At 65.1% G+C, this 14,485-nt stretch carries 11 protein-coding genes; 9 read left to right on the top strand and 2 right to left on the bottom strand.

What is annotated here, in order from left to right; genetic code table 11:
* Window positions 1-236: 236 nt before the first annotated feature.
* The 3 genes from AC3FKG_RS24760 to AC3FKG_RS24770 all read left to right on the top strand — a co-directional run bounded on the left by AC3FKG_RS24760 (window position 237) and on the right by AC3FKG_RS24770 (window position 2,078).
* Window positions 237-1,058: a DUF2092 domain-containing protein gene (locus AC3FKG_RS24760; protein ID WP_483712473.1), complete on the top strand. Its 822-nt coding sequence runs from the start codon at window positions 237-239 to the stop codon at window positions 1,056-1,058.
* A 12-nt stretch (window positions 1,059-1,070) separates the two neighbouring features.
* Complete coding sequence (locus AC3FKG_RS24765) at window positions 1,071-1,595, top strand: hypothetical protein (RefSeq protein ID WP_483712472.1); 525 nt, start codon at window positions 1,071-1,073, stop codon at window positions 1,593-1,595.
* Between the two features lie 156 nt (window positions 1,596-1,751).
* Window positions 1,752-2,078, top strand: a complete 327-nt coding sequence (locus AC3FKG_RS24770; RefSeq protein WP_488744378.1) for a hypothetical protein — start codon at window positions 1,752-1,754, stop codon at window positions 2,076-2,078.
* A gap of 31 nt (window positions 2,079-2,109) precedes the next feature.
* On the opposite strand, the gene AC3FKG_RS24775 is transcribed toward AC3FKG_RS24770, so the two are convergent.
* Complete coding sequence (locus AC3FKG_RS24775) at window positions 2,110-4,449, bottom strand: ATP-dependent DNA helicase (RefSeq protein WP_488744379.1); 2,340 nt, start codon at window positions 4,447-4,449, stop codon at window positions 2,110-2,112.
* Window positions 4,450-4,725: 276 nt separating this feature from the next.
* Here AC3FKG_RS24775 and AC3FKG_RS24780 point away from each other — a divergent pair, with 276 nt between their 5' ends.
* The 3 genes from AC3FKG_RS24780 to AC3FKG_RS24790 all read left to right on the top strand — a co-directional run bounded on the left by AC3FKG_RS24780 (window position 4,726) and on the right by AC3FKG_RS24790 (window position 9,159).
* A complete protein-coding gene (locus AC3FKG_RS24780) occupies window positions 4,726-6,024 on the top strand; it encodes an MFS transporter (protein WP_483712468.1) in 1,299 nt (432 codons plus the stop codon).
* A gap of 131 nt (window positions 6,025-6,155) precedes the next feature.
* A complete protein-coding gene (locus tag AC3FKG_RS24785) occupies window positions 6,156-7,262 on the top strand; it encodes a porin (protein ID WP_488744380.1) in 1,107 nt (368 codons plus the stop codon).
* Window positions 7,263-7,353: 91 nt separating this feature from the next.
* Window positions 7,354-9,159 (top strand): methyl-accepting chemotaxis protein, encoded by a 1,806-nt coding sequence (locus AC3FKG_RS24790; RefSeq protein ID WP_483714402.1) that lies wholly within the window; start codon window positions 7,354-7,356, stop codon window positions 9,157-9,159.
* Between the two features lie 114 nt (window positions 9,160-9,273).
* Here the strand turns inward: AC3FKG_RS24790 and AC3FKG_RS24795 are convergent, their stop codons facing one another.
* Window positions 9,274-10,788 carry a CoA-acylating methylmalonate-semialdehyde dehydrogenase gene (locus AC3FKG_RS24795; RefSeq protein WP_483712466.1) on the bottom strand — a complete coding sequence of 505 codons (1,515 nt, stop codon included), beginning with the start codon at window positions 10,786-10,788 and terminating at the stop codon, window positions 9,274-9,276.
* 184 nt (window positions 10,789-10,972) lie between these two features.
* On the opposite strand from AC3FKG_RS24795, the gene AC3FKG_RS24800 reads away from it, so the two are divergent.
* From AC3FKG_RS24800 to AC3FKG_RS24810, 3 genes are all read left to right on the top strand, one after another.
* Window positions 10,973-11,938 carry a LysR family transcriptional regulator gene (locus AC3FKG_RS24800; protein WP_488744381.1) on the top strand — a complete coding sequence of 322 codons (966 nt, stop codon included), beginning with the start codon at window positions 10,973-10,975 and terminating at the stop codon, window positions 11,936-11,938.
* Between the two features lie 159 nt (window positions 11,939-12,097).
* Window positions 12,098-13,729 (top strand): thiamine pyrophosphate-binding protein, encoded by a 1,632-nt coding sequence (locus AC3FKG_RS24805; RefSeq protein WP_488744382.1) that lies wholly within the window; start codon window positions 12,098-12,100, stop codon window positions 13,727-13,729.
* A gap of 23 nt (window positions 13,730-13,752) precedes the next feature.
* Window positions 13,753-14,484, top strand: coding sequence for a succinate dehydrogenase/fumarate reductase iron-sulfur subunit (locus tag AC3FKG_RS24810; protein WP_483712463.1), 732 nt, complete (start codon window positions 13,753-13,755; stop codon window positions 14,482-14,484).
* The last annotated feature ends 1 nt before the right edge of the window (window position 14,485 follow it).

A 14,485-nucleotide genomic window follows, 5' to 3' on the forward strand; every position in this document is an offset into this window, starting at 1 on the left:
ATCGAATCGAATAAATGCCTGCGCGCAAAAGTTTCACTTCGCCTGGCGTTGGCGTCGTGGAGAATGGCATCCACTGTGGCTGCGGCTGGGCCACAAGACGGGCATTCGGGCGGGGGGCTTTCAAGCCTCGCGAGCTGGCCTTTCATGCAGCGCTTGATCGCGCGCATCACCCGAACTGAGGCGGGTATCGCGCATTGGTGTCCGGTAAGACCAAGGGCCGTTCAACGGAGAACTTCATGGCACGCATCAAAGCTCTGAGCTTGCTTGTTGTCACGCTGGCGGCGTGCAGCAGCACGCCGCCGCAGTCTTCCAATCCACCGGCGAGTCCGCCGGCACAGGCCAACCCCGCCCCGGCGCAGACGCCGGCAAGCGCCGCGCCGGCCGATGCCAAGGCCGTCGACCCCGCGGCCATCCAGGCCCTGAAAGACATGGGCGCGTACCTGCAAACGCTGAAGCAGTTCGAAGTGATGATCGAACTGTCGGGCGAGCGCGTGCTGGCGGACGGCCAGAAGCTTCAGCACACCGCCACGGCGGATCTCGACGTGCAGCGGCCGAACAAGCTCCGTGCCGACATGCGCACCGTCAACGGGCGTCGCGAGCTGATCTATGACGGGAAGACCGTGACGCTCTACACGCCTGCGCAGAAGTACTACTCGCAGGTCAAGTTCGATGACAACCTGGGCGTTCTTGCCCAGCGCTTGCGCGAGCGCTTCGCCCTCGAAATCCCCTCGACCGACCTGTTCCTGTGGGGCACCGACGCCGCGCCGATGGACAATATGCAATCGGCGATGAACGCCGGGCAGGACATTGTCGGCGGCGAGGTCTGCGACCACTACGTGTTCCGGCAGGGAGAGATCGACTGGCAGATCTGGATCGCCACCGGGGCTCGCCCGCTGCCGCGCAAGCTGGTCATCACCAATCGCGCCGACGAGGCCCGGCCCCAGTCGGTCACGCTCTACAAGTGGAAGCCGAGTCCGAAGTTCGGCAACGATGTCTTCGCGTTCAAGCCGCCGAAGGATGCCAAGGTGGCCGAATTCGTTCCGGTCAAGGCCAGGTAAAGGAGCGATGCCATGACATACCTATCCTGCAAGCGATTCGTGGTGGGCCTGGCGGTCCTGGGGCTGGCGACGGCTGGCTGGACACTTCCGGCGCAGGCGCGGCCGGGCGGCGGCCTCGGAGGTGGCGGCGGTGGCGCTCATGCCGGCGGTGGACGCGGTGGCGGCGAGGCGCAGGCGCGCCAGGTCAACAACCAGCGTGCCGACGCGCGCACCAACAATGTTCGCAGCAGCAGCGTGAACAACGTCAATAACGTCAATGCCAACCGCAACGTCAACGTCAACTCCAACCGCAACGTCAACGTGAACGTCGACAACAACAACGGATGCTGCGGCGGCGGTTGGGACCATCCGGTGGCGGCGGCGGCGGCCGTGACGGCTACCGTGGCGGTCACGGCCGCGGCGATTGGATCGATGGTCCGAACCGTGCCGCCGGGCTGCGTGCCGGTGAACTATGGCGGCATGGTGTACCAGCAATGCGGTGCCACGTGGTACGCGCCGCAGGGGTCGCAGTACATGGTGGTCAACCCGCCGTACTGAGGAACCGGAGCAGGGCGAGGCCGCCAGTCCGTGTGCGCTGGCGCCCGCCTTTCACGACGGCCTATACTGCGAAGGCGAAATGCGTTTGCGAAACGCGCGCCCCCAGACCCATGGCTCCGGTGGCCGCCAGCTTCGATTCGATCAACAGGAGCCTCCATGCATTCACCCATGATCCGCGTGCTGGGCGCCGCAGCGACCGCGATGCTGCTGGCCGCGGCTTCATCGGCAGCGTTTGCTGCTCCGCCCGCGGATAGCCGGCCTCTGGTGCTGGATACCCACAGCGGCATCAGCGACGGCAAGCGCGGCGGCACCGAGCTTCAGACCGCACCGCTTTCGCTACGCGGCGCAGCGGGAGCGCAGCAGAACATCGCGCCGGAGACGCAGTATCCGCTCGTCGTCGCACCGTACATCGAGGTGCCCGGTGGCGGGCAGAGATCTCCGTATCCGTCGCCGCGTCCGCGGCCGACGCCACATATGCCGTAGAGCGGTACGTCGGATGACCGCTGCGCGGCCGTTATCCGGTTGCCGGGCTTTCCGGAAGCGGTTGCGGCTTGCGTGCCGGCACCTCCCACCATGACGGCAACATGTCCTGCACCTCCGCGCGCGAGTACCGGTCATCGATCAGCCACACCACGCCGCGGTCCTGCCGGGTGCGGATCACGCGGCCGGCCGCCTGGATGACCTTGCGCAGGCCCGGATACAGGTAGGCGTAGTCATAGCCATAGCCTTGGCCGAAGGCGGCTTCCATCCGCTCGCGCAGTTGTTCGTTGACCGGGTTCACCTGCGGCAGGCCCAGCGTGGCCACGAATGCGCCAATCAGCCGGTCGCCGGGAAGATCGACGCCTTCCGAGAAAACGCCGCCCAGCACCGCGAAGCCGATGCCTTGACCGCCCGGCGCGAACGCCTCCAGGAATGCCGCCTGCCCGGCCTCTGTCATGCCACGAGCCTGCGACCAACTCGGGATATCAGGATGATGCTGGGCCAGCATGGCGGCGGCCTGCCGGAGATAGTCATGGCTGCTGAAGAACGCCAGGTAGTTGCCGGGGCGTTTAGCGAACTGGTCTGCCATCAGCGCGACGATGGCCGGGAGCGAGCGCTGCCGGTGGCTATAGCGCGTGGAGATATGGCGCGCGACATGTACGTCGAGCTGTTCCGCCTGGAATGGCGACGGCACCTCTACCCACACCGCACTGCCCGGCACGCCCAGCAGGTTGCGGTAGTAGTCGGCCGGCTGCAGCGTGGCCGAGAACAGCGTGGTCGAATGCGCGCCCGCGAATCGCGGGGCGAGGTAAGGCGCGGGCAACAGGTTGCGCACGCACAGCGCAGCATCCATGCCGCCACGCTGGCGCGGCGTGCGCGTGATATCGAACAGCGAATGCTTGCCGCCGTATTCCGTCATCTGTTCGGACAGGCGCAGGAAATGCATCGCATCGAAATAGAAGCGCTCCAGCGTGGCGTCGTACCGCTGCGGCTGCGCGCTCATGTCGTCGATGATGGCGGTGCATAGCTGGGCCAGTGCCTCGATGAACGCGGCGGGCTCTTCATCGCGCGTTTCGTAGGCGGCCTCGCTGGATTTGGCAAGTGCGCTCCATTGCCGGTTGACCCGGTTCATCTCGCGCTTCAGCGTGCCCGGCGCCGACAGCCGCACGCCGCGGAAGACGGCATGGTCGAGCGTGACCGTGTACATGGCGCGGCCGCGTTCGACCAGGTTGTGCGCCTCGTCCACCAGCACGCTGACGCGCCATTCGTTCATCGCGGCCAGCGCATACAGCATCGCGCTGCGATCGAAGTAGTAGTTGTAGTCCGCCACCACCAGATCGCTCCAGCGGATCATCTCCTGCGCGAGGTAATACGGGCAGACCTCGTGCGCGCGGGCGATGTCCCGCACGCTTTGGCCGTCGAGCAGCGCTGCATGGCTGGCCGTGTCGCGCGCGGCGGGCAGGCGATCGTAGAAGCCCTTCGCCAGCGGGCAAGAATCTCCATGGCAGGCCAGGTCGGGATGCTCGCACGCCTTGTCGCGCGCCATCAGTTCGAGCACACGCAGCGGCGCATCGCCGGGCTGGCGGCGCAATTGCGCGGTGGCCTGCAGCGCCACCGCGCGGCCGGTGGAACGCGCGGACAGGAAGAAGATCTTGTCGAGGCGCTGCGTGGGCATGGCCTTCAGCGCCGGAAACACGGTGCCAATCGACTTTCCGATGCCGGTCGGTGCCTGCGCCAGCAGCGTGCGCGCGCTGGCGTTGGCCTTGTAGACCGATTCGGCCAGCAGGCGCTGCCCGTCGCGGAATGTGCCATGGGGAAAGGCCAGTGCTTGCAGCCCGGCATCGCGATCGCTGCGATGCGCGATTTCCCGTTCGGCCCATTGCATGAAGCGGCGGCAGCTGTCCTCGAAAAACGCGCGCAGCATCGCGGCGTCGCAGCGCTCCTTCAGCACGCGCTCGCGCTGGCTCAGGATGTCGAAATACACCAGCGCCACGTCGATCTGCGCAAGGTTGCGCGCCTCGCACAGCAGCCAGCCGTAGATCTTCGCCTGCGCCCAGTGCAAGGCCTGGTGGTTCTGCGGAATCTCGATCTTGTCGCCGCGCACGGTCTTGATTTCCTCGACGCGGTTGGCCACGGGATCGTAGCCATCGGCGCGCCCGCGCACGCGCAGGCCTTCGAACTGGCCCGACAGCGTGACTTCGGACTCATAGCCGGACCCGCGCCGGCTGGTAACGACGCCATGACCCGCGACGCCTTCCTGCCCGGTAGGCGAAGGCGTAAAGCGCAGGTCGAGGTCGCCCGCCTTGGCCGTGAATTCGCACAGCGTGCGTACGGCGACGGTATAGCGGGGCGGATCGGTTGGTGTGGCGGACAAGGCGCGGGACGGCGAGGATTGCGGGGCTGTATGAATATACAGTGATCCAGCGCCTTCGGAAATATGCAATCCGCGTGTTCCCGACTAGCGGCGCGGAAGCCTCCGCCGGCCGCTGGGAAACCACAATATAGTGATTTACCCTATGAACACTACATACAAATCATGTACTTACGTTCATTGTAATTACAGATTACGTATCTTATACTCCGCCCGGTTGCGCGACACCTTAATCAAAACGCCTCAATCGAAGGACACAAGGACAAGGAGACAACCGTCATGCAATCCACGAGCCCCGCCACGACGATGGCGATTCCGCGCAGCAGCGTGCGCTGGAAGATCTTCCTGATGATGCTGCTGCTGGTGGCCATCAACTACATCGACCGCGCCTCGCTGTCGGTGGCCATGCCGCTGATCGCGAAGGAGTTCGACCTGAGTCCGGCCATGCAGGGGCTGATCCTCAGTTCCTTCTTCTGGACCTACGCCTTCATGCAGGTGCCGGGCGGCATGCTGGCCGACAAGTACAAGCCGCGCATCGTGATCGCCTGCGCCACCGTGTTCTGGGGCTTCTTCCAGGCCATCGCGGCGGCCTGCACCAATGCCACCTCGCTGATGCTGACCCGGCTCGGGCTGGGCGCCGCCGAAGCGCCGATCTACCCGGCCGGCGGCAAGCTCAATGCCATCTGGATGACGAAGAACGAACGCGGCCGCGGCGCCACGCTGCTGGACGGCGGCGCACCGCTGGGCGCGGCGCTCGGCTCGCTCATCATCGCCGGGCTGATCAGCGAACTGGGATCGTGGCGCCTGTCGTTCGTCGTAGCGGGCGTGGGCACGGTACTGGCCGGCTTCGTGGCGTGGTGGTACATCCGCAATTCGCCGCGCGAACACAGCGGCGTCAATGAACAGGAAGCCCGTCATATCGAGGATGCGCTTGCACTGGAGCACAGCGAGGAGCCGGCCAACCTGAGCGGCCGTTCGCTCGACTTCTTCAAGTACCGCTCGGTGTGGTGCATGGCGGTCAGCTGGATGTGCTTCAACGCCGTGTTTTACGGCCTGCTGACCTGGATGCCGACCTACCTGAGCAAGGCACGCGGCTTCGACCTGAAGACCATGGGCGGCGCGAGCTTCATCATCTTCTTCGCTGGCTTTATCGGCGAACTGATCGGCGGCTGGATCGCCGACAAGTGGAAGGAAGCCGGCGGCCGTCCCAACGTCGTGATGCGCACGCTGTTCGGCATCGCCGCCGTAGTGGCCACGGTGTCGATCTTCTCGGTGGCCTATGTCACCGACCCGGTGCTGGTGGTCGTGCTGCTGTCCTCGACCCTGTTCTTCCTGCGCTGGTGCGGCCTGTTCTGGTCGGTGCCGTCGATGCTGGGCACGCGCAACAAGGTGGGCTTCCTCGGCGGCGTGATGAACCTGGGCGGCAATATCGCCGGCATCAGCGTGCCGATCATCGTCGGCCTGATCGTGCAGGCCACGGGCTCGTACTTCCTGGCGCTGATGTTCTTTGCTGCCTGCGGTGTCGGCCTGCTGCTTGCATCCACCAGCATCGACTACGAGAAAAAGATTCCGGTCTGACGGCAACACGGCAACACGGCAGGACAGCAGGAACCGGAACACTGCAATTCCCGCATGAACAACAAGGAAGCGCCGCCCGTCGCGGACGGCGCTTGTCAGCGCATTGGCAGGAATCCCCAAACAAGGAAAACATGAAGCTCAAACTAATCGCCATTTCGGCTGGTCTGCTCGCATCGGCTGGCGCTTATGCCCAATCCAGCGTGACGCTTTATGGCGTGGTTGATGTCGGTATCGAATACCTGAACAGCGTCCCGAATGCGGCCAAGAACAGTTCCAGCCTGGTGGCCATGCAATCGGGCAACCAGTCGGGTTCGCGCTGGGGCCTGCGCGGCGTAGAGGATCTGGGCGGCGGGCTGAAGGGCATCTATACGCTGGAGAGCGGTTTCAATATGGATGACGGCAAGATGGCCCAGGGCGGCCGGCTGTTTGGCCGCGCCGCATATGTCGGCTTGCAAAGCCGCTGGGGCCAACTGACCCTGGGACGCCACACGTCGCCGTTCTGGGACTTCTCTGGCGCATTCGATCCGATGGGCAACGCAGGCCGCTTCGCCATCGGCGCACAAGACCCGTTCATGCTTGGCCAGCGCGCGGACAACTCGGCCAAGTATGTCGGCACCTTTGGTGGCCTGACGGTGACCGGCCTGTACAGCTTCAACTACAACAACGCGGAAGTTCCGGGGAACTTCACCAACGGCCGGGAGTATTCGGTGTTGGCAACTTACGCCACCGGCCCGTTCTCGGTCGGTGTCGTGTACGACCAGACCAACCAGTCGTCCGCCGCCGCGCTGTCAAGCAACCAGCTGATCCGTCGCGCGGCGATTGCGGGCAACTATGCATTTGGCCCGGCCAAGCTCTATGCCGGCTACCGTTATGCGCGCTCGTTCAACGGCGCTTCGCTGCCGGGGACTGCCGGTGCGGCGAATACCTATGCCAACCTTGCGTGGGCTGGCCTGGGGTATCAGCTGACGCCGACCTTCTCGCTGACCGGCGCGGCGTACTATCAGAACCTCGCCAACGCGCACGTCGGCAACCCGTGGCAATTCGTTGCGACGGCCGACTATCTCCTGTCGAAGCGCACCGACGTGTACGCAACCATGGCTTACGCGGTGAACAGCAATCCGCGTTCGGGGCTGGGCGTGAACGGGTTCAACGATGTGCTGGGTGCATCGTCGAATGAGCAGGTGGTGCCAGGCAAGAATCAGTTCGGCGCCGTAGTTGGCGTTCGCCACAAGTTCTGAGCGATCGGCAGATTGCGCAATGAGCCCGGTTCTTCCGGGCTTTTTTGCGCCAACGCCGATCCGCGTGACCCTTAGCGCTCCTTACCTTCGTATGCTCTCATCCATTCGCTCAAAGATTCAGGCCATCTCCACTGGCATCGTCGTGACGGCCCTGGCACTGACGGCTGGCGTGACGTATGTCATCGTCCGCAACAGCAATCTCGAAACGATTCAGCAGAATCTCGACGCCATCGCGACCGGCCATAGCCTGGCGCTCGATGAGTGGGTGGCGGCCAAGGCCACGATGGTGAGCGCCGCGGCCGAACAGATTGCCCCGGGCGATCCGCAAGGCATCGTCCGCCAGTTGCAGAAGGCCGGCGCATTCCCGATTACCACGGCGGGCTGGAAGGACAAGTCCTTCGTAGCCAGCAAGGATCGCATGCCGGAAGGCTTCGATCCGACCGCGCGTCCCTGGTACCAGCAAACCGTGGCGGCGGGGAAGCCGATCGTCTCCACGCCCTATGCCGATGCCGCGAGCGGCAAGCCCTTCGTCTCCTTTGCGGCGCCGATCGTGCGCAATGGCGCATTGGACGGCGTGGTGTCGGCGGTCGTGTCGCTGGATGGCGTTCGCGCCGTCGTTGCCGCGGTGCATCCGACTCCGGCGAGCCTGGGCTTTGTGGTGGACAAGGACGGAACCATCCTGGCGCACCCGCAGGACAAGTACATCCGCAAGCCGGCGCTTGAGTTGGCGCCGGCGCTGACGCCGCAGACGATGGCGTCGCTGGCGACGGAGACCACGCCGCTAGAGGTCGAACTGGATGGCACGGCCAAGCTGCTGCGCGCCAAGCCGATACATGGCACCAACTGGCAACTGGTGGTGGCGCTGGACAAGGCCGAGGCCACGGCAGCCCTGGACAGCGTGGTCAAGGCCTCGGCCATCGCCATCGTGTTGTTGGCGGCCGTCGCAGCGGTGCTGAGCGGGGTGCTTACCGCGCGGGCATTCAGCCGGCTATCGGGCGTTCGGGATGCGATGAACGAGATCGGATCCGGTGATGGCGATTTGACGCACCGGCTCCCTGCTGCGGGCCGTGACGAGGTGACGCAGATTGCGGTCTCTTTCAATACCTTTGTCGAGAAACTCGGAGGCGTGTTGTTGCGGATTCGCCATGGCAGCGAGTCCGTGAAGATTGCGACCCGGGAGATCGAAGCCGGCAATCAGGACCTGTCGCGCCGGACCGAAATGGCGGCCAGCAATCTGGAGGAGACCGTCGCTTCGCTGTCCGAGCTGACGGGTTCCGTGAGGCGATCCGCCGAGGCGACGGTGCAGGCCACGCGTCTCGCCTCATCCGCGAGCGAGGCCGCTGCGCGGGGCGGTACGGTGGTGTCCGATGTGGTGGCGACCATGGCGGACATCGCGCAGTCTTCCGCGAAGATCGTGGAGATTATTGGCGTCATTGATGGCATCGCTTTCCAGACCAATATCCTGGCGCTGAATGCGTCGGTGGAAGCGGCGCGCGCCGGCGAGCATGGGAAGGGCTTTGCGGTCGTGGCGAATGAAGTGCGTGGGCTTTCTCATCGCTGCGCGACGGCTGCGAAAGAGATCAAGGCATTGATCGAGGCTTCCGATCTCAGCGTTCAGTCGGGCGCGCAACGCGTGCAGGCGGCGGGGGAGGCGATGAAGGAAATAGACGATGGCATTCGTCGTGTTACTTCGCTGATTGGGGAAATCAGCGCGTCAATGGGGGAACAGGCCACGGGGATCAGCCAGATCAACCAGGCTGTGGAGGAGATGGAGCAGGCAACGCAGCAGAACGCGGCGTTGGTGGAGCAGGCGACTGCGGCGTCATCGCTGTTGAATGAGCAGGCTCATACGTTGGCGGAGGCGGTGGGGGAGTTCAGGCTTGGGGATACCCGGTGATGACCGGTTCGTCGCCCTTGGCATGCGCCGCTGTTGCCGGCGTAGCCGGCGACACAGCAGCGCATGCCAAGAGCGAGAACCCCGTCATTGCCAGCGAGGGCTCGCAAAGATCCCTTACTTCGCCGTAGGCATCGCAAACTCCGCCCCCCGCGTCGAATCGTCCGGCCACCGCTGCATGACACTCTTCTGCCGCGTATAAAACCGCACGCCTTCCTCCCCATACGCGTGCATATCGCCGAACAGCGAGCGCTTCCAGCCGCCAAAGCCGTGCCAGGCCATCGGCACCGGGATCGGCACGTTGATGCCGACCATGCCAACCTCGATCCGGCGCGCGAACTCGCGCGCAACCTGGCCATCCCGCGTGTAGCAGGCCACGCCGTTGCCAAACTCATGGTCATTGACCAGCTTCACAGCCTGCGCGAAATCGTCCACCCGCACGCATGACAGCACGGGCCCGAAGATCTCCTCCTTGTAGATGCGCATGTCAGGCGTGACGTTGTCGAACAGCGTGCCACCGGTAAAGAAGCCTTGCTCGTGCCCCGGCACCTTGTAGTTGCGGCCATCGACCACCAGCTTCGCGCCTTCTTCCACGCCAAGAGCGATGTAGCTTTCGATGCGTTCGAGCGCCTGCCCAGTGACCACCGGTCCCATCTCGGCCGCCGCATCCATGCCGTTGCGGATCACCAACTCCCGCGCACGGGCTTCCAGCTTCGGCAGGATCTTGTCGGCCACGTCGCCTACCAGCACCGCGACCGAGATCGCCATGCAACGCTCGCCGGCAGAGCCGTAGGCCGCACCGATAAGACCATCCACGGCCTGATCGATATCGGCGTCCGGCATGACTACCATGTGGTTCTTGGCGCCGCCCAGCGCCTGCACGCGCTTGCCGAGCCGCGCGCCGGTCTCGTAGATGTAGTTCGCGATCGGCGTGGAGCCGACGAAGCTCACCGCCTTCACGTCGGCGTGGTGGAGCAACGCGTCGACCACCGTCTTGTCGCCCTGCACGACGTTGAACACGCCATCGGGCAGGCCCGCCTGCTTGAGCAGCGCGGCCATGAACAGCGATGCCGAAGGATCGCGCTCGCTCGGCTTCAGGATGAAGCAGTTGCCGGCCGCGATCGCCACCGGGAACATCCAGCACGGCACCATGCAAGGGAAGTTGAACGGCGTGATGCCGGCCACCACGCCCAACGGCTGGCGCAGCGTCCAGTTGTCCATGCCGGTCGAGACCTGGTCCGTGAAATCGCCCTTGAGCAGCTGCGGAATCCCGCAGGCGAATTCGATGATGTCGATGCCGCGGCTGACTTCGCCGGCGGCGTCGCTCAGTACCTTGCCGTGCTCGGCCGTGATGATGGCGGCCAGCTCGTCCTTGTGCTGGTTCATCAGCTCCAGGAACTTCAGCATGACGCGAGCGCGCCGGATCGGCGGCGTGTCGGCCCACTTGGGGAAGGCCGCCAGGCCGCTCGCCACCGCGGCATCGACGTCCTCGGCCGTGCCGAGCCGGACTTGCCGCGCCACCGCGCCAGTCGCCGGATTGAACACGGCCTGCGAGCGCGTGCCCGAACCCGCGAAGCGTTCGCCCGAAACAAAGTGGATCACGTCTGCGGAGTCGTTGTAAGGCGCGGTCATGGGAATCTCCTGTGCGGTCTGGCGAGCCTGCAAGGCCGCCCTGTCTGGGAATGAGGCGAGTGTAGGAAGGCGCGCGAGTCGCGGCTAGCACCCGCGGGCGAATTCACTGTTCAGGATTTTTAGATACTGGCATGCTATAGACACGAACTATAGGCATCTGAAGTGATGCGAAAGGAGTCTCGGGATGACAAAAGCCAACGTAGAGGAACTCTGGGAGCACCTGCACTGGCTGGTCGTACTTCAGCAGCAGGGCAGCTTCAGCAAGGCCGCCGCGCGGCTGGGCGTCAGCAAGGCGTCGATGAGCCAGCACATCGCTGACCTCGAAAAGGCTGCCGGCATCATGCTCGTGCAGCGCACGACGCGCAGCGCCACGCTGACGGATGCCGGCCGGCAACTGGTCGATTCCATGCGCGGCGCCTTCGAGCAGATCGCCACGGGCTACGCCAATGTCCGTGACCTGGCCGGCGCCCCGCGCGGCTTCTTACGCGTCACCGCGCCGGTGGCGTTTTCCAGGCAGCAACTGGTGCCGCTGCTGCCCGGATTCCTGCGCCGATATCCGCAGATCCAGGTCGAGCTGGACATGTCCGACCGCCTGCGCCCGCTCGCGCAGGAAGGCTTCGACATTGCCGTGCGGCATACCTCCGCGCCCCCCGAAACCCATGTCGCCTGGACGCTGGCCGCCACGCGCACGGTGCTGGTGGCCAGCCGTTCGTACCTCAGGACCCGAAGCGCGCCCGAATCGCCGCAGGCACTGGCCGAGCACGCCTGCCTGCACTACCCCCGCCGGCAAGGCACCGCCACATGGACCTTCGTGCCGGAATCGCCGGACGCGGGCGCGGGGCATGCCGATCCGGTCACGGTCCCCGTCGCCGGACAGCTGGCGGTCAATAACAGCGAAGCGTTGCGGGATGCCGCCATTGAAGGCCTGGGCATCGCGCTGCTGCCGGACTTCAGCGCGCAGTCAGCGCTGGAAAGCGGAAGGCTGGTCGAACTGCTGCCACAGTGGCGCGCGACCGGTGCATTCGGCGACTGGCTCTATGCCATCCGGCCGTACTCGGCGCACGCGTCCCGCGTCTCGCAGGTGTTGGTCGAGTACCTGAGGGAGTCGTTTTCTCAAGGCTTTGCGTTCCGCCCGCCGGCACAGGTCTGAGATCAATCGCAATGAGATATCCAAAGGTCACATTGCGGCCTTAACTTCAAAAAATATCAACTTATATCCAATTGATTCAGGAATTTCGATTACTTAAACTTTATTCAACCCAACCACAAAAGACCACGGCCGAAACAGAACGGTCGGGTACGGAGACAAATGCTCGGTTCGGAACTCGTCATTCGGGCGCTCGCACGCCGCGGTGTCAGCACCCTGTTCAGTCTGTCCGGCAACCAGATCATGCCGCTCTACGACGCGTGCATCGATGCCGGCATTCGCATCGTCCACGTCCGTCATGAAGCCGCGGCCGTTTTCATGGCCGATGCGTGGTCGCAAGTCACGGGCGAACTCGGCGTGGCGCTGCTGACCGCCGCGCCGGGTATCGCCAACGGCATTGCGCCACTGTTCTCCGCGTCGCAGGCCGAAAGCGCCGTGCTGGTGCTGTCCGGCGACTCGTCCGTGGCCGAAGACGGCATGGGTGCATTCCAGGAACTGGACCAGGCGGCCATGACCGCGCCACTGACCAAATGGTCAAAGCGCGTGACCGATGCCCGCTCGCTCGTATCCACGCTGGACACCGCCGTGTCGACCGCAATGGCTGATCGTCGCGGACCGGTTCACCTGGCACTCCCGTTTGACCTGATGACGCGCGAATCCGGCCTCGATGCCCTGCCACCGCAGATGCCCGATGCAAAACCGGCGGAGCCGGCCGAGAGCACCATCGAGACCATCGCGCAGTTGCTGGGCCAGGCACGCCGGCCGCTGATTCTTGCGGGACCCACGCTGTGCCGGGACCGCAATCGCCGGGCGCTGCCCGCACATAGCCAGGCCTTGGACGCGCCGATCGTGCCGATGGAAAGCCCGCGCGGATTGCGTGACCCGTCACTGGGCGCGATCGCCGAGGTCGTCGCGGACTCCGACCTGATCGTCCTGCTCGGCAAGCGCCTCGACTTCACGGTCGGATTTGGCCGCGAGAACATCTTTGGCAAGACGGCGCGGGTCGTGGCGATCGACCCCGACGTGGACATGCTGCGCCGCGCCGAAAGGCTGCTCGGCGACCGCCTTGCCGCGCGCTGCGTGGCGGATGTGTCCATCGCGCTTGAGCGGCTGGAGCAAGCATCGCGACCGCCCGGGCATGATCGCCTTGCGTGGATGGAGCGTGTTGACGCCGCGCGGCGCGAACGCGGGCAGGCGCCGGCCGGATCGAAACCGGCCATCCATCCGCGCGCCTTGTGCGAAACCGTCAATCAATTCCTCGGCGGTGTACCCGAACCCATCCTCGTCTGTGATGGCGGCGAGTTCGGCCAGTGGGCGCAGGCGTTCTGCACCGCGCCGACGCGGATCATCAACGGCGTGTCCGGCGCGATCGGCGGCGGCATCTGCTATGCCATCGCCGCGAAGATCGCCCGGCCCGAGGCCACGGTCGTCCTGCTGATGGGCGATGGCACCGCGGGCTTCCATCTTTCCGAATTCGATACCGCGGTACGCGAACAGGCCGGCGTCATTGGCGTGATCGGCAACGACCTGCGCTGGAACGCGGAACACGTCATCCAGCAACGCACCTACGGCGAAGACCGACTGATCGGCTGCGAGCTGAGCGCCGCGGCACGCTATGACGCGGCGGTGGCCGGGCTGGGCGGGTTCGGGGCGTTCGTCGAACGCATCGATGCGCTGGCGCCTGCATTGCAGGCAGCGCTCGACAGCGGCAAGCCCGCCTGCATCAACGTCCGCATGGAAGGCGTGCCGGCGCCGGTATTCGCGCGCAACCAGGCCGGCGCATCGGCGCATTGAACGACACGAAGGGGGAGACAGTGATGGAGGCGACCAAGGCCGCGCAGCGCATGCTCACGGTACGCATTGCACGCGGCACCGAAGCGGGAAGCTTCACCACCTACGAGGTGCCATGGCGTGAAAACCAGACCGTGCTGGATGTGGTCACCGAGGTGCAGCGCCGCCTCGACCCGACGCTGTCCTACCGCTTCGCGTGCCGCGTGGGCGTGTGTGGCTCCTGCGCGATGACCGTCAACGGCCGTCCGCGCTGGACCTGCCGCACGCACGTGAGCCGCGTGGAAGAGGACGGCGTGATCGTGATCGAGCCGCTGCGCAATATGCCGCGCATCAAGGATCTCGTGGTCGATATGTCGGAGTTCTTCGACAAGTGGAAGAAGGCCGGCAATACCTTCGTCGGCACGGCCACGCGCGACGATCCGCCGGCCGCAGTATCGCCGGCCAGCCGCAAGCGCAAGATGGCCGACGCCGCGATCGAATGCATCAACTGCGGGGTTTGCTATGCGGCCTGCGACGTGGTGTCGTGGGACAAGGAATACCTCGGCCCGGCCGCGCTGAATCGCGCCTGGACGCTGTTCAACGACGAGCGCCATGCCGACCCCAAGGACGTGCTGCGCAAGGCCACCTCCGGCAGCGGCTGCAATGCCTGTCACACGCAAGGCAACTGCATGACGCACTGCCCGGTCAGCCTGAGCCCGACGGGCAGCATCGCCGGCCTGAAGAAGAACGCGCTGCTGCAGTTCCTGAAGGGAGGCTGAT

The organism is Cupriavidus sp. 22TCCZM04-2 (genome assembly GCF_057798895.1).

Coding starts and splice junctions, on each gene's coding strand:
- AC3FKG_RS24760 (WP_483712473.1), top strand. CDS start 237: ATGGCACGCATCAAAGCTCTGAGCTTGCTTGTTGTCACGCTGGCGGCG.
- AC3FKG_RS24765 (WP_483712472.1), top strand. CDS start 1,071: ATGACATACCTATCCTGCAAGCGATTCGTGGTGGGCCTGGCGGTCCTG.
- AC3FKG_RS24770 (WP_488744378.1), top strand. CDS start 1,752: ATGCATTCACCCATGATCCGCGTGCTGGGCGCCGCAGCGACCGCGATG.
- AC3FKG_RS24780 (WP_483712468.1), top strand. CDS start 4,726: ATGCAATCCACGAGCCCCGCCACGACGATGGCGATTCCGCGCAGCAGC.
- AC3FKG_RS24785 (WP_488744380.1), top strand. CDS start 6,156: ATGAAGCTCAAACTAATCGCCATTTCGGCTGGTCTGCTCGCATCGGCT.
- AC3FKG_RS24790 (WP_483714402.1), top strand. CDS start 7,354: ATGCTCTCATCCATTCGCTCAAAGATTCAGGCCATCTCCACTGGCATC.
- AC3FKG_RS24795 (WP_483712466.1), bottom strand. CDS start 10,788: ATGACCGCGCCTTACAACGACTCCGCAGACGTGATCCACTTTGTTTCG.
- AC3FKG_RS24800 (WP_488744381.1), top strand. CDS start 10,973: ATGACAAAAGCCAACGTAGAGGAACTCTGGGAGCACCTGCACTGGCTG.
- AC3FKG_RS24805 (WP_488744382.1), top strand. CDS start 12,098: ATGCTCGGTTCGGAACTCGTCATTCGGGCGCTCGCACGCCGCGGTGTC.
- AC3FKG_RS24810 (WP_483712463.1), top strand. CDS start 13,753: ATGGAGGCGACCAAGGCCGCGCAGCGCATGCTCACGGTACGCATTGCA.